Raw genomic sequence first — 20,619 nt, forward strand, 5'->3', positions numbered from 1 at the left:
AATATGGAAATTGGTAAAGTACCGGAGAGCGTGCTGAAGCGCTCCATTTTCAAACAGATTCACACGAAGAGACCGGAGGTACTGGTGGGAGCTGGCGTGGGCGAGGACTGCGCGGCTATGGAACTGGCACCTGGAGAAGTGTTCGTATTTTCCACAGACCCGATCACCGGTACAGAGAAAAATATGGGATCACTTGCAGTCCAGATCACGGCAAATGACCTGGCAAGTGCCGGTGCAGAGCCGGTGGCAATGCTGCTGACTGTGTTGCTGCCGCCAAGCGCGGACGAACCGCTGATCCGTACCCTGATGCAGGAAGTGGATGAAGCTTGTGGTAAGCTGAATATTCAGATTATGGGCGGACATACGGAGATCACAGCGGTCGTGAATCAGCCGGTCATCTCTGTGACAGGCGTTGGAAAAGTTCAGAAAGACAAACTGGTGACTACTGGGGGAGCCCATGTGGGCGATGATATCATTGCGACGAAATGGATCGGTATCGAGGGAACTTCTATTGTTGCCAGAGAAAAAGAAGAGGAGCTGCTGAACCGTTTTTCTAGATCTTTTGTGGAGACGGTAAAATCCTTTGATCAATACCTGTCAGTAGTTCCGGAGGCTGCAGTCGCGGTGAAGCATGGCGTCAGCGCCATGCATGATGTGACAGAAGGCGGTATCTACGGAGCACTCTGGGAGATGGCAGAGGCATCCGGCATCGGTCTGGAAGTGGATCTGAAATCCATTCCCATCCGTCAGGAAACCGTAGAATTATGCGAAGCTTTTCGACTGAATCCATATCTGCTGATTTCCAGTGGTTGTATGCTGATGGCTGCGCCCGACGGACACGGGCTGGTCAGAGAGTTGGAAAAAGAAGGGATTCATGCGGCCGTGATCGGTCGTTTTGTAGAAGGAAAAGCAAAAAAAATCCTGAACGGGGAGGATACTGCCTTCCTGGAAAGACCAAAGACCGATGAATTATATAAGATATATGAGTAATCATTCAGAGCCGTGGACATGTGATTCTGAATGATCAAAGAGAGAGGGGCTTAAAATGAGAGAGAAGATTTTGACATATATTGAGCGCAACAGCCGTGTAGATTTAAAAGATCTGGCTATTATGCTGGGAACGGACGAGGCAACTATTGCAAATGAGATCGCACAGATGGAAAAAGAAGGTGTGATCTGTGGATATCACACGCTGATCGACTGGGATAAGACCAGTTCTGAGAAGGTGACCGCACTGATCGAGGTAAAAGTAACTCCACAGAGAGGACTTGGATTTGATAAGATTGCTGAGCGTATCTACAACTACCCGGAGGTAGACTGTGTCTACCTGATCTCTGGTGGATTTGACTTTATGGTTATGATCGAAGGAAAGACCATGCGCGGTGTGGCTCAGTTCGTATCTGAGAAGCTGTCTACCCAGGAGTCCGTCTTAAGTACAGCGACTCATTTCATTCTGAAAAAATATAAAGATCATGGTTCTGTCATGGTAAATCCGACCAAAGATGAAAGGATGTTGGTGACCCCATGAGAAATCCGTTAGCTGATACGATTGTAAATATTAAACCTTCAGGAATCCGTAAATTTTTTGATCTAGTCAGTGAGATGAAGGATGCGATTTCTCTGGGAGTTGGCGAGCCGGACTTTGATACACCGTGGCATATCCGCGATGAGGGTATCTACTCTCTGGAGAGAGGCCGTACCTTTTATACATCCAATGCAGGTTTGAAGGAATTGAAAGAGGAGATCGCCAATTATCTTCGACGCAGAGTTCATGTGGACTATGATGACAGACATGAGATTCTGGTGACTGTAGGCGGCAGTGAAGCCATCGATATGGCTATGCGTGTGATGCTGAATCCAGGCGAGGAAGTCCTGATCCCGCAGCCGAGTTATGTGTCCTATGAACCTTGTACCATTATGGCAGGCGGTAAGCCGGTGATCATTGAACTGAAAGCGGAAAATGAGTTCCGTCTGACACCGGAAGAGCTGCTGGAACATATTACAGACAAGACAAAACTGCTGGTATTGCCGTTCCCGAACAATCCGACCGGCGCAATCATGGAGCAGAAAGATCTGGAAGCGATTGCAAAGGTGATTATTGAGAAAGACCTGTATGTATTGTCTGATGAGATCTACAGTGAGTTGACCTATAAAGAAGACCATGTCAGTATTGCATCCATTCCTGACATGCAGGAACGCACCATCCTGATCAATGGATTTTCCAAGGCTTATGCCATGACTGGCTGGAGACTTGGTTATGCCTGTGGTCCGAGAAAGATCATTGAGCAGATGACGAAGCTTCATCAGTATGCGATCATGTGTGCGCCGACCACCAGCCAGTATGCGGCAGTAGAAGCACTTCGGAACGGTGACGACGATGTGGCAATGATGAGAGAAGCTTACAACCAGAGAAGACGGTATCTGGTACATGCTTTCAAAGAGATGGGACTGGAGTGCTTTGAGCCTTATGGCGCATTTTATATTTTCCCGTGTATCAAAGAGTTTGGGATGACTTCTGAAGAATTCGCTTCTCGTTTTCTGATGGAAGAGAAGGTGGCAGTGGTTCCAGGAACTGCATTCGGAGATTGCGGAGAAGGGTTCTTGCGTATTTCCTATGCATACTCCCTGGAGAATCTGAAAGAGGCACTGGGAAGAATGCAGAAATTTATTGACCGTCTGAGAGAAGAACAAAAGGATAAATAACATGGCTTTGAATGTAGTGCTTTATGAGCCGGAGATTCCGGCAAATACAGGAAATATTGGTCGTACCTGTATGGCAACAGGTACAAGACTCCATCTGATCGAACCGCTGGGATTTCGCCTTGGCGAAAAAGAATTACGACGTGCCGGAATGGATTACTGGGATCAGCTGGATGTGACCAGATATGCTGATTATGAAGAGTTTCTGGAGAAGAATCCTGGAGCAAAGATCTATATGGCAACGACCAAAGGACCGAGAGCTTATACGGAGGTTCATTTTGAACCGGATTGTTATCTGATGTTCGGAAAAGAGAGTGCTGGAATCCCGGAGGAGATCCTGCATGACAATAAGGAAACTTCCATGAGAATTCCCATGCTTCCGGGAACCCGTTCGCTGAACCTGTCAAACTCTGTGGCAATCGTAGTCTATGAGGCACTGCGTCAGAACGAATTTTCCAATATGGAACTGACCGGACATCTGAGAAATTACGACTGGGATTAAGTAGAAGAGGAAATGTTACGATGAAGAAGAGGCTGCTGCCAACCATAAGCAAAAGAATAGTGTGTATGCTGCTTGCGCTGGTCGTGGGCTCTTCGACCTGCATTGCTTACGCAGTCAGCGAGGAGACGCAGAATCAGATCGATCAGACCAAAAAGGAAAAGGAAGACGCCGAAAAAGCGAAGAGTGATGCAGAGAAGGCAAAGAATGACCTGAATAATGCAAAGGCGGAGACACAGAGTTATCTTAAGAATCTGGAAAAGCAGACAGGAAGCCTGAATGAACAGATTTCTGTGTTGAATAATGATATTAAAGATAAAGAAGCTGAGGTTGAAAACAAGCAGGCGGAAGTAGAAGCGGCTCAGGCGGAGCTTGATAAGCAATATGAAGATATGAAGAAGAGAATTCAGTACATGTACGAGAATGGACAGGATTCTATGGCAGCTTCCGTGACATTGTATCTGACGGCAGCACTGTCTGGCGGTATGTCAGAAATGCTGAACCAGATGGAATTCTCGGCAGATGTGATGAGCTATGACAGACAGCGCCTGCAGGATTTTCAGGAGAGTAAGGCTGCGCTGGAGGAACAGTATGCCCAGCTGTCCGATGAAAAAGAGGCTCTGGATCTGATGAAGCAGGAGACGGAAAAGAAGAAGCAGCAAGTAGCTTCTCAGCAGAAAGCAGCGGGTTCCAAGCTCAGCAGTTACAATGATATGATCGCGCAGAAAGAGGGCGAGATCAGTGATATGAATGAGTTGGTGAAGGAAAAGACACAGCTTTTGAATGAATTGATCGCGAAAGCAGCAGCGGAGGAGAAAGCGGCCCGGATCAAGGCAGCTCAGGAAGCGGCGGCTGATATGGAAGGGGTGACCATCATTGCCGGTGACCCGAAGATCTCCCGTGGAGAGATTTCATTAAGTGATTATGAGATGCTTCTTCTTGCGACCATGATCTACTGTGAGGCAGGCAACCAGGGAAGCGAAGGCCAGCTGGCTGTTGGCTATGTAATTATGAACCGTGTACGAAGTGCATTGTATCCCAATTCTCTGGAGAGTGTACTACGTCAATCCAGACAGTTTGAACCGGCAGGCTCCGGAAGATTTGATCTGGTCCTGCAGGCGGAGCAGGATGATGATATCCCCAATATTGTCACCGAATCCTGCTGGAATGCAGCACAGGCTGTTGTAAACGGAACCAGCAACGTAGGCGATTGCCTGTTCTTCCGTACCTGGGCTCCTGTGCCGTCCCTGATCACCAATCTGGAAGCAGGCGGCGTGCCATATTATATTATTAAAGATCATATCTTCTATTACTACTGGACCAGCTACAGTAAAGAGTGATGTTTGAATGGGGCAGGACAGATTGGGCAAAATATAAAAAGTACTTGACAAACATGAAATGACATTGTATATTATGTACATAACACGTGTTACTGAATTGCAGGCATGAGTGATTTTTCACTCATGCCATTTTTGTTTTTAGACAATGATAACCCGGAGGTTCTATGTTTGGATTTTTAAAGAAAAAGAAACAGCAAACGGAGATTTACGCTCCGGTAGATGGCCGGGCGATTTCTCTGGAGGAAGTCGGCGACGGTGTCTTTTCGGAAAAACTGGTCGGTGACGGCATAGCAGTGATTCCGGAAAAAGATCAGATAGTAGTTCCTGTGGACGGTGAGATAAGCTTTGTAATGGAGACAGGTCATGCCTTCGGAGTCAGAGTGCCGGATGGACCGGAGATTTTGGTTCACATCGGGATCGACACGGTGAATGAAAAGGGGGAAGGATTTCAGGTGCAGGTAAAAGCGCATCAGCCAGTGAAAGCCGGTACGCCGGCAGTGCTGGTGGATCGGGAAGCCCTCTATAAGAAGGGATACAATCTGGTAACCATGGTACTGGTACCGGAGATTGATAGTTTCGGATCCCTGCAATTTTTGAAAAAGGGGGAGGTATGTGCAGGAAAAAGTGCGGTGCTTGCATTTTAAGTTGTGTAAGAGGGGAAGAGTATGAAGATTACAAGAATTATTAATAATAATACAATTGCAACCATCGCCAATAAGAAAGAGATTATTTTAATGGGATCCGGAATTGGATTTCAGAAAAAACCGGGAGATGCGGTAGAGGTAAACCGAATCGAAAAGGTATATCAGATTCGAGATCGTTTTTTTCAGAAATATGAACAGATATTCAGACATATTGAACCGATGGTTTTTAAGTTGGTGGAGCAGATACAAAAGTATGCAGAAGATACCTTGCAATGTACTTTAAGTCCACAGTTTATATTTGCGCTGGCAGACCACATTTCTTACGCGGTAGAGCGTCAGAAGAACCAGGAGCCGATGCCGAATCTGATGCTCCAAGAGATTAAGCTTCTCTATCATAAGGAGTATCAGATAGGAAAATACGGAAAACAATTGGTGGAACAGGAAATGCATGTGGCACTTCCGGAGGATGAGGCGGGATATTTTGCCCTGCATATCGTCAATTCCAGGACAGGGGAGGCATCCGTAGATGTAAACAACATTCTAGTGTTGACAAACGGAATTCTGAAAATTCTGGAGGAAGAGCTTGGTATTTGTTGCCGGGAAGATGATTTCGAGTACAGCAGATTCCTTACACATCTAAAATTTTTGGCAAGACGTATTTTTAATCAGGAACAGGTTCAGTTTGGCATTATGGAAGACCTGTATCCGGGGCTGTTGGCCAGGGAACCAAAGCTGGAAGAGACTATCGAAAAAATTAAAAATTTCATAAGTGAGACCTTTGATTATGCCATATCAGAAGAGGAATCGGCCTATCTGGCCATGCATATTCTTCGAATCAGAGGTCAGTAGGATTGTTACTCACAGGAGGCAAGACCGTCTATCTTGAAAATACAGGGATTCAGGCTGTATGTTTCAGGACAGAAGGTCTTTTTGTTTATCAGGAGGGAAAGAAATGAAGAAAGGAAATACAATGGTATTTTTTCAGAAATTGTCAAAAGCATTTCTGACGCCGCTGTCGCTGATTGCGTCAGCGTCACTGTTAATGGGAGTCGCATCGTTTTTTACATCGGGGGATATTATTGCGGCAGCTCCTTTTTTGGGAAACACCATGATTCAGTACATCTTTAAGGTATTGCTTCAGATGGGAAGCATCGTAGTCAGTAATTTCGCGGCGCTGTACGCAGTGGCACTGCCCTTTGCGCTGGTGGATGAGGATAAGGAATACGCAGCCTTCGCGGGCTTTGTGGGATATCTGTCATTCCTGACGGGAATGGGAATGCTGGTGGATAATTTCCCGAATATCGCAGCCATGTTCCCGGGCAACGGTCTGACCACGGTCCTGGGTATCAGCACCGTAAACGCCGGTATGCTGGGAGGTATTCTGGTAGGTATTCTGACCAGTGTGCTGCACAAAAAATTCCATACGGTAAAATTCCCGATGGCGTTCTCCTTCTTTCAGGGAGTACGGTTTGTGCCGATTATCAGTGTGTTCAGCTTTATGATTCTGGGAAATCTGTTCCCCTTCGTATGGGTGTTTATTTCCCGCGGTATTAATGGACTGGCAACCATTCTGAATCAGATGGGAGTCTTTGGCCTGTGGCTGTACGGCTTTGTAGAGCGACTGCTGATTCCCACAGGTCTCCATCAGATCTGGATTTCTGTTGTACGTGATACTTCTGTGTCCGGTGTATTTGAGTTTGCTTCCGGTATCGTAGAGGGTCAGAGACCGGCCTTCATGCAGTATCTGGCAGAGGGACTTCCGTTGAATACCACTCTGCGTGAAATGGTGAAATTCTCCTATGGACCGCAGATTCCGATGATGCTGGGCGCGCTTCCGGCTATCGGACTTGCAATTTACCAGTGTGCGGACGCGGATAAGAAAAAAGCAGTAAAGCCGCTGATTCTGGCAGGTGTGACCACAGCCATGATTGCAGGTATCTCAGAACCGCTTGAATTTATCTTCCTGTTTACGGCTCCGGTTCTGTATGTGATTTATGCAGTTCTTTATGGATTAAGCTGGGTATTTATGTATCTATTCGGAAATCAGATTGGTTACGGTTCCGGAATCATTGAATTTGTTGTATTTGGACTTTTGCGTTCAGATTCTCACTGGTGGGTATGTGTTTTTGTAACCATTGGTGAATTTATCGCCAACTATGCAATTTTCCGCTGGTTTATCCTGAAATTCAACGTGAAAACTCCGGGGCGCGGAGGTGATTATGACGCATCTCTGGAAGCACTGCAGGAGGCGAATGATTCAGAGGAAGGCAGCAGCGTGGATGCAGCGACGGATCCGAAAACACTGAAAGCACTGACTATCATCAAGGGTCTGGGTGGAAAGGACAATATTGAGGAGGTAGATTCCTGTATGTCCCGTCTGCGTGTGGTATTAAGGGATGGTTCTCTGGTTGACAAGGATATTCTGAATAAAACAGGCTGCACAGCCATTCGCGTCATTGATGATCGGAACATTCAGATTATTTACGGAACGACAGTAGGTATTATTAAAGAATCTGTCAGAAAACAATTAAAGAAATAGGAGGAAATATATTATGAATAAATATTCAGTATTGATTGTAGGCGGCGGAAGTACTTATACGCCGGGCATGGTTCTGATGTTGTTAAGCCAGCTGGATCGTTTCCCGTTACGGAAAATCAAGCTTTATGACAATGATCCAGAGCGCCAGGAAGTGATTGCCAGAGCATGCGAAATCATTATCCATGAGAAAGCGCCGGATATTGAATTTTTGGCGTCCACCAATCCGGAGGAGGCGTATACAGATATCGATTTTGCCATGGCGCAGATTCGTGTAGGAAAATACGCTATGCGCGAGCTGGATGAGAAGATTCCGCTGAAATACGACGTGGTAGGGCAGGAAACCTGCGGCCCGGGCGGTATCGCTTACGGCATGCGTTCTATTGGTGGAATTCTGGAGAATCTGGACTATATGGAGAAATATTCTCCGAATGCTTGGATGCTGAACTACTCTAACCCGGCGGCGATTGTGGCTGAGGCGACCAGACGGCTGCGCCCCAATTCCAAAATTATCAATATCTGTGATATGCCCATCGAGCTGGAAAATCACATGGCGACCATACTGGGTCTGAAATCCAGAAAAGAGATGGATGTGCGGTATTTTGGACTGAATCACTTTGGATGGTGGACGGAGATTTATGATAAGGCAGGAAACGATCTGATGCCCCGTCTGAAAGAGCATGTGCGGAAGTACGGCTACGTGGAAGATGAATCTCTGTATACAGACCCGAAGCGTGACAGCTGGCACGCAACTTATCAGAAGGCCAGGGATATTCTGGAACTGGACGACGCGTATCTGCCGAATACTTATCTGAAATATTACCTGTTCCAGGATTATGTGGTGAAGCATTCGGATAAGAATTATACCCGTACGAACGAGGTTATGGATGGCCGTGAAAAAGATGTATTTACAGCATGCCGGAAAGTGGCGGAGGACGGTCACTGCCATGATGATTTGTTTGATGTGGATAATCACGCAACCTTCATTGTGGATCTGGCAACCGGAATTGCCAATAATACCCATGAAAGAATGCTGCTGATTACGGAAAATAAGGGGGCTATTGCAAACTTTGATCCGACAGCCATGGTGGAAGTGCCCTGCCTGGTAGGAAAGAACGGTATCGAGCCGCTGGCCATGGGTGAGATTCCCCAGTTCCAGAAGGGGCTGATGGAGCAGCAGGTATCGGTGGAAAAACTGGTAGTAGACGCATGGATTACCGGCTCCTACCATAAGCTGTGGCAGGCGCTGACCTTATCTAAAACCGTACCCAGCGCTACTGTGGCAAAGCAGATTCTGGATGAACTGATTGAAGCTAATAAAGGATATTGGCCGGAGCTGAAATAAGGGTATGTTTGGGAAAAAGCTGAACTGGGAATCCTTTTTTCTGGAGGTACTGGGCAGTCTGCTGGTCGCCGTGAGTATTTATAATTTTGCGGCGGCCGCAGAATTTCCCATGACCGGTTTCTCCGGAATCGCATTGATTCTGTATCGGTTGTTCCGGATTCCACTGGGTTTGTCCAATGTGCTTTTGAATATTCCGGTGGTGATTCTCTGCTTTCGGATGCTGGGAAAAGGTTTCTTTCTGCGGTCTGTACGCTGTATGGTGATTTCCTCGTTGCTGATGGACTACGTGGCTCCCATGCTTCCTGTTTTTACGGGAAATCGGATGCTGGCTGCGATATGTACCGGCGTTTTGGGCGGGGTAGGATACGCGCTGATTTATATGCAGAATTCCTCGACCGGTGGTGCGGACTTCCTGATTATGGCATTGAAGGCGAAGAAACCATATCTGCCTTTGGGCAATATTACCTTCCTTTTCGCGGTCAGCGTCATTGGCGCTACCTGGCTGATCTTCGGGGATACAGAAGGCGTTATCTACGGACTGATTATCAATTATCTGGCCGGAGCAGTGATTAATAAGACCATGTACGGAAGAAATGCTGGGAAAATGACCATGATTATCACAAAGGATGGCAAAAAGATTTCGGATGGAATCGAGGATTGTTGCCACAGAGGTTCTACGATTATTCCTGTTATGGGCGGATACCAGCAGGAGAAAAAATACGCGGTGCTCTGTGTCTGCAATAATAAACAGATGTTTGAAATTACGGAGTTGGTAAAAAGGCTGGATCCGGAATCCTTTATGATTATCTGGGAGTCAAATGAAGTACACGGGGACGGTTTTAAAGCATTAACAATTGGAGAGAAATGATAAGGTCAATTGTAAAAGCTAGTACTATTTTGTAAGACTAAATTCCACCTTGTGGAAGTAAATTCTATGGGGTGGATTTTTTGTGCAGGAAAAAATTGAAAAAAACGAAATTTATTGTTGACAAAAGTGAAAAGGTGCGATATACTAAACGAGTTCGATGCGAACGATACAAAAACAAAACATATCGATGCGTGGCTCAGCTTGGTAGAGCGCTGCGTTCGGGACGCAGAGGTCGCAGGTTCAAATCCTGTCGCATCGACTCCTTGGCAGGGGCGCCGTTGTTCTTGAGTTAATAAGAACAGCGGTCTTTTTTTGCTTTTAAAGAAAAGGAATATGCTAGAAGGTTCAAAACATAGGGCTCATGGGAAAATTGACAGATTGAGAACTGTGTGCCAATATAACAATTAGAAAGGGTGCTACCTACCGATAGACGGTCTGTCCCCTATAAGTCAATTATTAAAAATAACTGCTTTGTTTGGACACAGGGCGGTTATTTTTTTATGCGTTCATCTTTAGATGTAATAAAACTGTTGACAACTATAATTGTAATGTGATATATTACAACGCGAAGAGAACAAGAATGCATTCATGAATATTATGCGAAGGAGATTTTTGTGCAGATTTCAACAAAATTTACCATTGCCGTTCATCTGCTGACTGCAGTGGCGTATTTTTCAGAGAGCCAGAAGGTGACCAGCGATTTCCTTGCTGGAAGTATCGGAAGTAACCCGGTGATCATCCGTAATATTATGGGACAGTTAAAGGAAGCAGGGCTGATTGATATTAAGCGTGGACCGGGCGGTGTCACGTTGGAGAAAAAGCTCACAGATATTTCGTTTCTGGATATTTATAAAGCAGTGGAGACCAACAGCGAGGAAGTGCTGTTCCGTTTCCATGAGAATCCAAATCCTCTCTGTCCAATCGGCAGAACGATTCACAAGAGCCTTGATGGAGCACTGGAAGAGATTCAGAAGAACTTTGAAGTAGAACTTAGTAAATGGACACTGGCAGATGTCTATGAAAACAGCCTGGAAGAGCTGAGAAAGGAAAAGCAAAATGAATGAGAAAGCACGTAAATATATTGATTTATTCCGGAAAGTAAAGATTGCGACCGCAGCGACAGTAGATGAAAAGGGACACCCACAGGCCCGTATCATTAATGTGATGCTGGCAGAAGTGCATTACAGAAGGTCAGCCATATACGATCGCATGGAATCACTGCCTGCAATGTGGTCTGTGCGCAAAGGTTTGCCCGGCAGATGCGGTAAAACGCCTGCATAAGTGATGCCATGAGTGTGATCAAAGAAATCTTAACTTTATATGTGGAGCGGGCAGACTGGTTCGCGGAACTTCTGCTGGGACATATCGCACTGGCACTGACGGCTATTGTGCTGTCCGGGACCATCGGGCTGCTGGTCGGGGTTCTGATCTCGGAACATCAGCGGATCGCATCGCCGATCATGGGAGTCTGTAATGTGCTCTACACGATCCCGTCTATTTCCCTGCTGGGAATCCTGATTCCATTTACAGGAATCGGAAACCGAACTGCAGTCATTGCGTTGGTGCTTTATGGCATCATGCCGATGGTGCGAAATACCTATGCCGGATTGACCTCGTTGGATCCTGATATCATCGAGGCGGCTGTGGGAATGGGAAGCACAAAATTACAGACGCTTCTGCGGGTGAAATTGCCTATGGCGGCAGGCGTGATTGTGGCAGGTGTGAGAAATATGGTAGTCATGACCATCTCTGTGGCCGGAATTGCTTCTTTTGTGGGAGCAGGAGGTCTTGGTGTGGCGATCTACCGCGGAATCACGATCTATAATCCAGCTATGACAGCAGCTGGAAGTATTCTGATCGCATTGCTGGCGATCATCTGTGATCTTGCCCTTGGGGCATTGGAACAATATGAAAAGAAGAAAGGAAGCTGAAAAAATGAAACAGTATAAACGTTTACTTGCAGCAGGACTGATGGTGGTTATGATTGCTTCCCTGACTGGCTGTGCAACCAACAATAAAACCGATGAGACGGTAGCCGAGAATATAGAGTCCGTAACTGAGACTACAGATGCATCTACAACCGGAACTGCAGATGCAGGAGTCGTTCACATTGCGACTAAGCCCATGACTGAACAGTTTATCTTAGGAGAGATGCTTTCCATGCTTATCGAGCAGGCAGGATACAAGACTGAGATCACAAAAGGCGTGGGTGGTGGAACCAATAATATTCAGCCTGCCATGGAGAGCGGTGAGTTTGATCTTTATCCGGAGTACACTTCCAGCGGATGGGTGCTGGTGCTGAATCACGAGGCAGAAGGTGTGGATGATGATGCAATGTTTGAAGATCTTAAGAAAGAATACGAAGAGAACTTCGATATGACCTGGATCGGAAAATATGGATTTAACAATACCTTTACCGTGGCTGTCCGTGGTGATGTGGCTGACAAATACAATTTGAAGACTACCAGCGATCTGGCAGCAGTGGCAGGGGATATGACCTTTGGCGGAAACCCGGATTATATCGAGAGACAGGATGGATTCCCGATTCTTTGTGAGACTTATGGACTGAACTTCAAGAAGGTTATGGACATTGATATCGGACTGAAATATCAGGCGCTTGCCAGCGGAGATATCGATGTGACCAATGCATTTACTACAGATGCACAGCTTGCCAATCCGGACAACAACGTAGTGACACTGGAGGATGATAAACATCTTCAGGTAAACTATTTTTGCTCTACCGTTGTAAGAAATGATGCGCTGGAGCGTTTCCCGGGACTGAAAGAGGTACTTATGCAGATGGATGGTATCTTGAGTGATACCGAGATGGCACAGCTTAACTATCAGGTGGAAGTAGAAGGAAAAGATGAGCAGGATGTAGCTCGTGCGTACCTGACAGAGAAAGGATTACTGGAGGAAGAATGATGGGACAGCCGATCATTCAGTTTGAGCATATTTCAAAAGCATTTGCCGGTCAGCCGGTTCTTCGGGATCTTTCGTTGAGTATTGAGAAGGGAGAGTTTGTGACTGTCATCGGTCGCTCCGGCTGTGGCAAAACCACACTTCTCCGTCTGATCAATTGTCTGATCACGCCGGATCAGGGGTGTGTGATGGTTCAGGGACAGGACGTGGCGCAGACAGATCCCATTGCCCTGCGGCGTCGGATCGGCTATGCTATTCAAAGTGTGGGATTGTTTCCGCATATGACCGTAGAGAAAAATATTGCCTATGTGCCGTCTATTTCCGGTATGGACCAATGGAAGGGCAAGAATCGTCGGAAGCTGGCGGAAGAACTGCTGGTGCAGGTAGGACTGGATCCAATACTTGCAGGTCGTTATCCAAGAACGTTGTCCGGTGGACAGCGTCAGCGTGTCGGAATTGCCAGAGCACTGGCAGCGAGACCGGAGATCCTTCTGATGGATGAACCTTTTGGGGCTGTGGATGAGATCACCCGCGGACAGCTTCAGCAGGAGATCCGTCGGATTCATGAAGACCGTGGAATCACAATCCTCTTTGTCACACATGATATTGAAGAGGCATTGAAGCTTGGAAGCCGTGTGTTGATTCTTGATCAGGGAAAGATTGAACAGTATGCAGCTCCTGAAGAGATTCTGCAGAATCCGGCCACGGAGTTTGTAAAGCAGTTGGTAAGTTCTTGCAGATGACAAAGAGATAAGATTATGATAGAAATAAAGGGATGCTACCAGGAAAAATCCAGACAGCATCCCTTTTGGTTAAAATAAGTTTTTGCTTTACACTTCTATATAATACAGACAAATATCATCATATTCCCCACTCTTCAGACGGAAACCGCCTGGAACAGTTCCCAGAAGATGGAAGCCGATGCGCTCATACAGATGTCTGGCGTGAATATTGGATTTTACGACTGCATTGAACTGGAGGATCTTGTATCTGGCAATGTGCGCCTGCGCTGCGAAGAAAAGGTACTGTCAAAGTGTAGAAAATCATGGAAAACAGGGCGTTTTTTGCAAAAAACAGTTGTTTTCCAATGATATTGCACGTATAATCAAAAGATAGTCGTGCGTAAATTGATAAACAAACGAGGAGATAGAGTGATGAAAAAAGTTGTGAAATTTGGAGGAAGCTCTCTGGCAAGTGCAGGTCAGTTTCAGAAGGTTGGCGACATTATCCGTGCAGATGAGACCCGTCGTTATGTGGTACCGTCCGCGCCTGGAAAACGATTCAACGGAGACACGAAGGTGACGGATATGCTGTATCGCTGCTATTATTCTGCAGCAAACGGCGAGGATTTCAGCGGCCAGCTCAAGCAGATTAAGGCTCGCTACAATGAGATCATCGGCGGTCTGAATCTGAAACTTTCACTGGATCATGAATTTGAAGTGATCGCAAAGCAGTTTGAGGAAAAAGCAGGAAGTGATTATGCAGCATCCCGTGGTGAGTACTTGAATGGCATTATTATGGCAAATTATCTGGGATTCCCGTTTGTGGATTCCGCAGAGGTGATCCGCTTTGATAAACACGGTGAATTTGACGCAGACACCACTAACAAGCTGATGGAGAAAAAGCTTGCAGAGCTGGAAAAGGCAGTTATTCCGGGATTCTATGGTGCTTATGCAGATGGCAAGATCAAGACATTTTCCAGAGGTGGATCTGATATTACCGGTTCCATCGTTGCAAAAGCAGTAAAAGCAGATCTCTATGAGAACTGGACAGATGTATCAGGATTTCTGGTGACCGACCCGCGTCTGATCGAGAACCCGGAGACCATTGATGTAATTACATACCGTGAGCTTCGTGAGCTTTCCTATATGGGAGCTACTGTTCTTCATGAGGATGCGATCTTCCCGGTACGCAAAGCGGGTATTCCGATCAACATCCGTAATACCAACAAGCCGGAAGATAAAGGAACCATGATCGTGGCAAGTACCTGCCACAAACCGGTCTATACCATTACTGGTATTGCAGGTAAAAAAGGCTTTGTAGCTGTCAATATTGAAAAAGATATGATGAACTCCGAGATCGGCTTTGGCCGCAAAGTTCTGGAAGAGTTTGAAAAACAGGGCATTTCTTTTGAACATATGCCGTCGGGTATCGATACTATGAGTATCATTGTTCACCAGGACGAGTTCGAAGAGCATGAGCAGAAAGTGCTGGCTGGCATTCAGAGAGCTGTTCATCCGGATGTGCTGGAAGTAGAAGGTGATCTGGCACTGGTAGCAGTTGTAGGACGTGCCATGAAATCCAATCGTGGAACGGCTGCACGTATCTTCGCAGCACTGGCACATGCCAATGTGAACGTAAAGATGATCGACCAGGGATCCAGTGAGTGGAACGTTATTGTCGGTGTACGTAACGAAGATTTTGAAAAAGCGATCAAGGCTATTTACGATATTTTTGTAACCACACAGTTATAAAAAGCTAAAGAATCCTTAAAATTCTGTGAAGTCCGTCTTTTCACGGAAAATGTGTGATATACTTTTTAGGTAAAACATGCAGAAATGAAGGGAAGAGAATGGTAACAAGGGAAGAATTTTATGTTGATTCAGTAGATGAAATTCATATGATACACGGTTTCCGCTGGTACAATACAGATAAGGCTTACAAGGGTGTGATCCAGGTTGTACACGGAATGCTGGAATATATTGAGAGATATGATGAGTTTGCCAGGGCCATGGCAGAGAATGGTTACTTTGTGATCGGACACGATCATCTTGGACATGGAGATTCCGTGAAAGATTCCGAAGAACTTGGGTATGTAGGAGAACAGGGAGCAGTTCTGTGGCTTCGGGATATGGAACAGATCCGTCGTATGGCAGTCTCCTATGCACCGAAGGTTCCTTATATTATGCTGGGACACAGCATGGGATCTTATCTGGTGCGCAGATATCTGATCTATCATGGCAACCGGGTAGATGGAGCAGTGATTATGGGGACTGGCCAGCAGAATCCGCTGCTGGTGAAGACAGGGCTTCTTGTCACATATCTTGATATGATGCGGATCGGTCCCAAAGGGCATAGCAAGTTTCTGGATCAGATGACCTGTTCAGGGTTTGTCCGGAAATTCCCGGATAACCGGAAGACAGGAAGCTGGGTCAGCCGGGATCCGCAGGTGCTGATCCACACACTTCAGGATCCGCTGATGAATTTTGGATTTACATTGAATGCTTACGAGGCGCTTCTGCGTACGATCGAAGAAGCAACGGATTCAAGACGGGTGGTGAAGATGCCGCGGGATCTGCCGATTCTGATCCTGTCAGGAGATGAAGATCCGGTAGGTGGCAATGGAAAAGGTGTCCGTCGTTTTGAAAAAATGTTAAAAAGAGCAGGTATGAAGAATGTCACCTGCATGCTTTACCCGCATGCAAGACATGAACTGCTCAATGACCTGGATAAGGAACAGGTCTTACATGATATCGAACATTGGTGTGATACCATTGAACGAAGAAACAGGAGGTAAACATGAGAAAATGGTTTGGAATGCTGCTGATGTCCATGCTTCTGATGGCAGGATGTATGCAGGTGTCCGCAGCTGAGAGTGGTGTGCTGGCACTGGGGGCGAATCTGTCAGATTCACAGAAAGCAGAAGTCTATGCACAGATGGGGATCACGGCAGAACAGGCTGCTTCTTATCAGACGATCTATATAACCAATGATATGGAGCATCAGTATCTGGATGCATCTCTGGGAGCATCGGTGGTTGGAACTCATTCTCTGTCTTCTGTACTGCTGATCCCGCAGGAGAGTGGTGCAGGACTCAACGTAGAAACGCATAACATTAACTACTGCACGATCTCCATGTATCGGAATGCGTTGCTGACTGCAGGTGTGGAAGATGCCAAGGTGATCGTGGCAGCACCAAGTCCTATGAGTGGTACGGCAGCACTTGTTGGTGCGGTAAAAGCGTATGAGACTTACAGCGGTACAACCGTCAGCGATTCTGTGCTGGAGACTGCGGCTGATGAGCTGGTGTTGACTGGTCAGCTTAGTGAGGATCTGGATTCCGAGAAGATCTCTGATCTGATCGCATATCTGAAGCAGCAGATCGCAGAGAACCATCTGGATGACCCGGACAAGCTGGCAGATCTGGTGCGTCAGGCAGCTGAGGAGATGGGAATTACTCTGACAGATGAACAGGTATCCCAGATCGTAGATCTGCTTTTGAAGCTGAGCAAGCTGGATATTGATCCGGACAAGCTGGCGAAGCAGGCAAAGGAGCTTTATAATAAGCTGGAATCTCTGGGAATCACTGTGGATAAGGAAAAAGTAGGAAATTTCATTACGAACTTCGTATCTTCCATCTGGGAACTGATCCAGAGCTTTTTGAATCAATAGGTAAATGAATGTATAAGAAAAGGACTGCATTGCAGTCCTTTTCTTGACAGGGCTCAGGTTAATCTTCTTCAATTACCTGAAATTCCAGATAGTCGAAATCAATCTCTTCCACAAAGCTGTCCTGGTGAAATCGGGTCTTGGCGTGATGTTGAAAATCCCGGATGTTGGACTCCAGCCAGATAGGCTTCCCAAGGTCAAAGGTGTAACACATCTCTTCCAATGCCCGCATAACCTTATGAGTTCTTGTATCATCACTGTCATCACAGACAACAGTATCTCTTAACATATGATTATCTTTAAAAATTTTTCCCCATACGCGAAACATATTTGTCCTCCTGCGTGCTGTCGTTGGCGTTCTTGTTTTTCAGTATAAGGGTTTCTGGTTGGAAAGTAAAGAAATGATTTTCATAAGAACAACTAATAAAATTCCATTGATAAAATGAAAAATTTATGAATAACTTACAAAAAGTGACAAAAAAAGCAGATAACATATGATATAATAAAGTATTGTGAGACGGTAAGAGAAGGAAAATAATATCAGGGGAGAAATCATAATATGGCAGTAGAAATGAGTATTCAGGAATACATAAGAGAACGCTCGGACAGAGATGGGTTCGAGACAGCCATGTTTATCTATCAGTCAGCGTTGACGCAGATGGGAAGCCGGATTGAGGTGCTGAACAGCGAACTGAACCATATGCACTCATACAATCCGATTGAGTATGTGAAGAGCCGCCTGAAGACACCGGAAAGCATTATGAAAAAGCTGCGGAAAAATGGACATAATCTGAATATTGAGGATATGATCGAGTATGTCAATGATATTGCAGGAATCCGCATTACCTGTTCGTTTTTCTCAGAAATCTATTTTGTGGCAGATATGATCGCACGGCAGGATAATCTGGAAGTGATCAGCATTAAGGATTATATCAGCCAGCCAAAGGAAAGCGGCTACAAGAGTTATCATATGCTTTTGTCCATTCCGGTAGCGTTAGGAGACGCCAAGGTTCCAACCAAAGTAGAACTTCAGATCAGAACCATGGCCATGGATTTCTGGGCAAGTCTGGAGCATAAGATCTACTACAAATATGAAGGAAATGCACCGGATTATTTTGAACGGGAGCTGCAGGAGTGCTCATCGATCATCTCCCGGCTGGATGCCAAGATGATGACATTGAATGAAGCAATGAAGCGGATCGAAGGAGATCCGGGGCTGTAGATCAAAAGACAGCGCAGATCAGGTAAAACTGACAGCGCTGTCTTTTGTGTTCCCACCCATATATAAACCCTGTTAAAATATTCTGTAAAAATGAGGAGTGCCCCGGCAATACGGATGCCGGGGCTATTATGAAAAAAATTACCTGTATGTCGTTTGTTAATTGTTTGTTTCCTTTGATTTATCTAAAGTATACCAATCAATTATGAATAAATTATGAACAAAATTTAAATATTATGTGAAACTGCATAAAAAATCACGGAATCAAAGATGACAAATGTGCAAAATACATAATGCATATGTCGTTTGGTTGTAAATAAAACAGGAACGTGCTAAAATAAAGTCAGTATATTTGGTATAGGATAAATATAATAGGAGAATAGTGGATTATGTCAACAGACACAGCACCAATCTATGTGATTGGCCATAAGAATCCGGATACGGATTCCATCTGTTCTGCGATCGCGTATGCAGAACTGAAAAATCTGCTGCATGGGGGTGGATATGTGGCAGCCCGTGCAGGTCAGATCAACCAGGAAACCCAGTATGTCATGAACTTTTTTCAGACACAGCCACCTATCTATGTATCGGATGTGATGACGGATGTCAGCGATATTGAGATTCGTAAGACGCAGGGTGTGTCCGGTCAGATTTCCCTGAAAAAAGCATGGAATATGATGCGGGCACTGGGAGTTGTTACCCTGCCGATCACAGATAATCAGAGATTGCAGGGATTGATTACCATCGGTGATATTGCAAATGCGTACATGGATGTGTACGACAACTGTATTCTTTCTGTAGCGAAGACTCCGTACAAAAACATTCTGGAGACACTGGATGCAGAGTTACTGATCGGTGAACCGGATGCAGTATTTGATAAGGGCGAAGTGGTCATTGCAGCAGCCAACCCGGACGTAATGGAGGATTACATCCATCAAGGAGATATGGTCATTCTTGGAAACCGTTACGAATCCCAGCTTTGTGCCATCGAGATGAATGCTGCATGCATCATTGTCTGCATGGGAGCAAAGGTATCTAAGACGATCCAGAAGCTGGCGCAGGAGCATAACTGTAGTATCATTGTGACACCGCATGATACATTTACTATTGCACGTATGATCAATCAGAGTATGCCGATCTCTCATTTCATGAAAAAAGATGGACTGGTTACGTTTAAGGTAACAGAGAAGACAGAAGATATCCGCGGCATCATGGGACAGAAACGGTACCGCGATTTCCCAATCCTGGATCAGGATGGCAATTATATCGGTATGATCTCCCGCCGGAACCTGTTGAATCTGCGTAAAAAACGGGTGATCCTGGTAGATCACAACGAGGCAAGCCAGACGGTTGACGGTATTGCTTATGCAGATATTCTGGAGATTATCGATCATCACCGGATCGGAACTCTGGAGACATTGGAACCGGTTTATTTCCGCAATCAGCCGGTAGGCTGTACGGCAACAATCGTATATCAGATGTATCAGGAAAACAGAGTGCAGATTCCGAAGAATATTGCAGGTCTTCTGATGGCAGCGATCATTTCCGATACGTTGATGTTCCGTTCCCCAACCTGTACATCTATTGACCGGGCGGCTGCAGAGAAACTGTCAGAGATCTGCGGTGTGGAGATTGAAGAGTTTGCCATCGACATGTTCAGCGCAGGCAGTGATATGAGTTCCCGTACACCGAAGGAGATCTTCAACCAGGATAAGAAGAAATTCCAGGTGGGTGACCACGGGTTTATGGTATCTCAGATCAACAGCATGAATGCTATCGAGCTGGAGGAGATCAAGGAGAAGCTCATCCCATATCTGGAAGAAAAGTTCGATGGTCTTGGCGTGGAGATGTGCTACGTCATGCTGACCAATATTGTAAAGGAAGACACAGAACTGCTTTGCTTTGGCGAGAAAGCAAGAGAAGTGATCCTGAGTGCATTTCAGCTTCCTTCGGATATGGAAGATATCGTTCTGAAGGGTCTTGTGTCCCGTAAGAAACAGCTAATTCCAAGTATTGTAACTGTACTTCAACAGATGTAAATAAGAAAATTTCAAAACAGGCTATCCTATGGATAGCCTGTTCAGACTGTAGACAAAGTGGTGTTTGACCGTTAGGCCAGGCACCACTTTTCTCTTGCGTTTATTTTATTCAGTAAAA

General features: G+C 45.8%; 21 protein-coding genes, 1 tRNA gene and 1 pseudogene. 21 read left to right on the top strand and 2 right to left on the bottom strand.

Translation table 11 applies throughout. From position 1 onward, the window contains the following. The first annotated feature begins 3 nt into the window (after positions 1 to 3). From WMO62_RS06765 to WMO62_RS06840, 16 genes are all read left to right on the top strand, one after another. Positions 4 to 990 (top strand): AIR synthase family protein, encoded by a 987-nt coding sequence (locus WMO62_RS06765; RefSeq protein WP_117498841.1) that lies wholly within the window; start codon positions 4 to 6, stop codon positions 988 to 990. Positions 991 to 1,045: 55 nt separating this feature from the next. Beyond that, the gene (locus WMO62_RS06770; protein ID WP_118510991.1) at positions 1,046 to 1,528 is read left to right on the top strand and encodes an Lrp/AsnC family transcriptional regulator; all 483 of its coding nucleotides are present in this window, start codon (positions 1,046 to 1,048) and stop codon (positions 1,526 to 1,528) included. Beyond that, entirely contained in the window at positions 1,525 to 2,703 is a 1,179-nt protein-coding gene (locus WMO62_RS06775; RefSeq protein ID WP_118510993.1) for an aminotransferase class I/II-fold pyridoxal phosphate-dependent enzyme, read from the top strand. Before WMO62_RS06770 ends, WMO62_RS06775 begins: the two co-directional genes overlap by 4 nt. A 1-nt stretch (position 2,704) precedes the next feature. Then, on the top strand, positions 2,705 to 3,202 hold the full coding sequence (trmL, locus tag WMO62_RS06780; RefSeq protein WP_349144227.1) for a tRNA (uridine(34)/cytosine(34)/5-carboxymethylaminomethyluridine(34)-2'-O)-methyltransferase TrmL: 498 nt from the start codon (positions 2,705 to 2,707) through the stop codon (positions 3,200 to 3,202). A gap of 20 nt (positions 3,203 to 3,222) precedes the next feature. Next, positions 3,223 to 4,539 carry a cell wall hydrolase gene (locus WMO62_RS06785; RefSeq protein ID WP_349144228.1) on the top strand — a complete coding sequence of 439 codons (1,317 nt, stop codon included), beginning with the start codon at positions 3,223 to 3,225 and terminating at the stop codon, positions 4,537 to 4,539. 164 nt (positions 4,540 to 4,703) lie between these two features. After that, positions 4,704 to 5,183: a PTS sugar transporter subunit IIA gene (locus WMO62_RS06790; protein WP_117498851.1), complete on the top strand. Its 480-nt coding sequence runs from the start codon at positions 4,704 to 4,706 to the stop codon at positions 5,181 to 5,183. A 21-nt stretch (positions 5,184 to 5,204) separates the two neighbouring features. Continuing rightward, complete coding sequence (locus tag WMO62_RS06795; protein ID WP_349144229.1) at positions 5,205 to 6,032, top strand: PRD domain-containing protein; 828 nt, start codon at positions 5,205 to 5,207, stop codon at positions 6,030 to 6,032. A gap of 103 nt (positions 6,033 to 6,135) precedes the next feature. Further along, positions 6,136 to 7,722 (top strand): PTS transporter subunit EIIC, encoded by a 1,587-nt coding sequence (locus WMO62_RS06800; protein WP_349144230.1) that lies wholly within the window; start codon positions 6,136 to 6,138, stop codon positions 7,720 to 7,722. Between the two features lie 13 nt (positions 7,723 to 7,735). Further along, positions 7,736 to 9,064, top strand: coding sequence for a 6-phospho-alpha-glucosidase (locus WMO62_RS06805; RefSeq protein WP_349144231.1), 1,329 nt, complete (start codon positions 7,736 to 7,738; stop codon positions 9,062 to 9,064). A 4-nt stretch (positions 9,065 to 9,068) separates the two neighbouring features. Continuing rightward, positions 9,069 to 9,932, top strand: a complete 864-nt coding sequence (locus WMO62_RS06810) for a YitT family protein (RefSeq protein WP_349144232.1) — start codon at positions 9,069 to 9,071, stop codon at positions 9,930 to 9,932. A 185-nt stretch (positions 9,933 to 10,117) separates the two neighbouring features. Beyond that, positions 10,118 to 10,191 (top strand) — tRNA-Pro (locus WMO62_RS06815). Positions 10,192 to 10,546: 355 nt separating this feature from the next. Beyond that, entirely contained in the window at positions 10,547 to 10,996 is a 450-nt protein-coding gene (locus WMO62_RS06820) for an Rrf2 family transcriptional regulator (RefSeq protein WP_117498881.1), read from the top strand. A gap of 158 nt (positions 10,997 to 11,154) precedes the next feature. Further along, positions 11,155 to 11,217: a 4Fe-4S binding protein gene (locus WMO62_RS15860; RefSeq protein WP_353963421.1), complete on the top strand. Its 63-nt coding sequence runs from the start codon at positions 11,155 to 11,157 to the stop codon at positions 11,215 to 11,217. A 4-nt stretch (positions 11,218 to 11,221) separates the two neighbouring features. Further along, complete coding sequence (locus WMO62_RS06830) at positions 11,222 to 11,863, top strand: ABC transporter permease subunit (RefSeq protein WP_147601087.1); 642 nt, start codon at positions 11,222 to 11,224, stop codon at positions 11,861 to 11,863. 4 nt (positions 11,864 to 11,867) lie between these two features. After that, a complete protein-coding gene (locus WMO62_RS06835) occupies positions 11,868 to 12,857 on the top strand; it encodes a glycine betaine ABC transporter substrate-binding protein (protein ID WP_349144234.1) in 990 nt (329 codons plus the stop codon). Beyond that, complete coding sequence (locus WMO62_RS06840) at positions 12,854 to 13,597, top strand: ABC transporter ATP-binding protein (RefSeq protein ID WP_435390466.1); 744 nt, start codon at positions 12,854 to 12,856, stop codon at positions 13,595 to 13,597. The genes WMO62_RS06835 and WMO62_RS06840 overlap by 4 nt, the downstream gene beginning before the upstream one ends. Positions 13,598 to 13,684: 87 nt before the next feature. Here the strand turns inward: WMO62_RS06840 and WMO62_RS15890 are convergent. Continuing rightward, a pseudogene (locus tag WMO62_RS15890) lies at positions 13,685 to 13,843 on the bottom strand (GNAT family N-acetyltransferase); the annotation flags it as partial. Between the two features lie 165 nt (positions 13,844 to 14,008). On the opposite strand from WMO62_RS15890, the gene WMO62_RS06845 reads away from it, so the two are divergent. The 3 genes from WMO62_RS06845 to WMO62_RS06855 all read left to right on the top strand — a co-directional run bounded on the left by WMO62_RS06845 (position 14,009) and on the right by WMO62_RS06855 (position 17,246). Next, positions 14,009 to 15,328, top strand: a complete 1,320-nt coding sequence (locus tag WMO62_RS06845) for an aspartate kinase (RefSeq protein WP_118510997.1) — start codon at positions 14,009 to 14,011, stop codon at positions 15,326 to 15,328. A gap of 98 nt (positions 15,329 to 15,426) precedes the next feature. Next, complete coding sequence (locus tag WMO62_RS06850; protein ID WP_117498903.1) at positions 15,427 to 16,371, top strand: alpha/beta fold hydrolase; 945 nt, start codon at positions 15,427 to 15,429, stop codon at positions 16,369 to 16,371. A 2-nt stretch (positions 16,372 to 16,373) separates the two neighbouring features. Beyond that, positions 16,374 to 17,246 (top strand): DUF1002 domain-containing protein, encoded by an 873-nt coding sequence (locus WMO62_RS06855; RefSeq protein WP_118438767.1) that lies wholly within the window; start codon positions 16,374 to 16,376, stop codon positions 17,244 to 17,246. A gap of 58 nt (positions 17,247 to 17,304) precedes the next feature. Here the strand turns inward: WMO62_RS06855 and WMO62_RS06860 are convergent, their stop codons facing one another. Then, complete coding sequence (locus WMO62_RS06860; RefSeq protein WP_349144235.1) at positions 17,305 to 17,571, bottom strand: hypothetical protein; 267 nt, start codon at positions 17,569 to 17,571, stop codon at positions 17,305 to 17,307. A 231-nt stretch (positions 17,572 to 17,802) separates the two neighbouring features. On the opposite strand from WMO62_RS06860, the gene WMO62_RS06865 reads away from it, so the two are divergent. Both WMO62_RS06865 and WMO62_RS06870 read left to right on the top strand, forming a co-directional pair. After that, a complete protein-coding gene (locus tag WMO62_RS06865) occupies positions 17,803 to 18,465 on the top strand; it encodes a GTP pyrophosphokinase (protein ID WP_349144236.1) in 663 nt (220 codons plus the stop codon). 386 nt (positions 18,466 to 18,851) lie between these two features. Then, on the top strand, positions 18,852 to 20,501 hold the full coding sequence (locus tag WMO62_RS06870) for a putative manganese-dependent inorganic diphosphatase (RefSeq protein ID WP_117498909.1): 1,650 nt from the start codon (positions 18,852 to 18,854) through the stop codon (positions 20,499 to 20,501). The last annotated feature ends 118 nt before the right edge of the window (positions 20,502 to 20,619 follow it).

Origin of the sequence: Hominiventricola aquisgranensis (assembly GCF_040096225.1) — a bacterium.
Taxonomy (GTDB): Bacteria; Bacillota; Clostridia; order Lachnospirales; family Lachnospiraceae; genus Hominiventricola; species Hominiventricola aquisgranensis.

What these genes read in the sequence shown, in the direction of transcription:
- WMO62_RS06765 (WP_117498841.1), top strand. Translation starts at nt 4, where the DNA reads ATGGAAATTGGTAAAGTACCGGAGAGCGTGCTGAAGCGCTCCATTTTC.
- WMO62_RS06770 (WP_118510991.1), top strand. Translation starts at nt 1,046, where the DNA reads ATGAGAGAGAAGATTTTGACATATATTGAGCGCAACAGCCGTGTAGAT.
- WMO62_RS06775 (WP_118510993.1), top strand. Translation starts at nt 1,525, where the DNA reads ATGAGAAATCCGTTAGCTGATACGATTGTAAATATTAAACCTTCAGGA.
- trmL (WP_349144227.1), top strand. Translation starts at nt 2,705, where the DNA reads ATGGCTTTGAATGTAGTGCTTTATGAGCCGGAGATTCCGGCAAATACA.
- WMO62_RS06785 (WP_349144228.1), top strand. Translation starts at nt 3,223, where the DNA reads ATGAAGAAGAGGCTGCTGCCAACCATAAGCAAAAGAATAGTGTGTATG.
- WMO62_RS06790 (WP_117498851.1), top strand. Translation starts at nt 4,704, where the DNA reads ATGTTTGGATTTTTAAAGAAAAAGAAACAGCAAACGGAGATTTACGCT.
- WMO62_RS06795 (WP_349144229.1), top strand. Translation starts at nt 5,205, where the DNA reads ATGAAGATTACAAGAATTATTAATAATAATACAATTGCAACCATCGCC.
- WMO62_RS06800 (WP_349144230.1), top strand. Translation starts at nt 6,136, where the DNA reads ATGAAGAAAGGAAATACAATGGTATTTTTTCAGAAATTGTCAAAAGCA.
- WMO62_RS06805 (WP_349144231.1), top strand. Translation starts at nt 7,736, where the DNA reads ATGAATAAATATTCAGTATTGATTGTAGGCGGCGGAAGTACTTATACG.
- WMO62_RS06810 (WP_349144232.1), top strand. Translation starts at nt 9,069, where the DNA reads ATGTTTGGGAAAAAGCTGAACTGGGAATCCTTTTTTCTGGAGGTACTG.
- WMO62_RS06830 (WP_147601087.1), top strand. Translation starts at nt 11,222, where the DNA reads ATGAGTGTGATCAAAGAAATCTTAACTTTATATGTGGAGCGGGCAGAC.
- WMO62_RS06835 (WP_349144234.1), top strand. Translation starts at nt 11,868, where the DNA reads ATGAAACAGTATAAACGTTTACTTGCAGCAGGACTGATGGTGGTTATG.
- WMO62_RS06840 (WP_435390466.1), top strand. Translation starts at nt 12,854, where the DNA reads ATGATGGGACAGCCGATCATTCAGTTTGAGCATATTTCAAAAGCATTT.
- WMO62_RS06845 (WP_118510997.1), top strand. Translation starts at nt 14,009, where the DNA reads ATGAAAAAAGTTGTGAAATTTGGAGGAAGCTCTCTGGCAAGTGCAGGT.
- WMO62_RS06850 (WP_117498903.1), top strand. Translation starts at nt 15,427, where the DNA reads ATGGTAACAAGGGAAGAATTTTATGTTGATTCAGTAGATGAAATTCAT.
- WMO62_RS06855 (WP_118438767.1), top strand. Translation starts at nt 16,374, where the DNA reads ATGAGAAAATGGTTTGGAATGCTGCTGATGTCCATGCTTCTGATGGCA.
- WMO62_RS06860 (WP_349144235.1), bottom strand. Translation starts at nt 17,571, where the DNA reads ATGTTTCGCGTATGGGGAAAAATTTTTAAAGATAATCATATGTTAAGA.
- WMO62_RS06865 (WP_349144236.1), top strand. Translation starts at nt 17,803, where the DNA reads ATGGCAGTAGAAATGAGTATTCAGGAATACATAAGAGAACGCTCGGAC.
- WMO62_RS06870 (WP_117498909.1), top strand. Translation starts at nt 18,852, where the DNA reads ATGTCAACAGACACAGCACCAATCTATGTGATTGGCCATAAGAATCCG.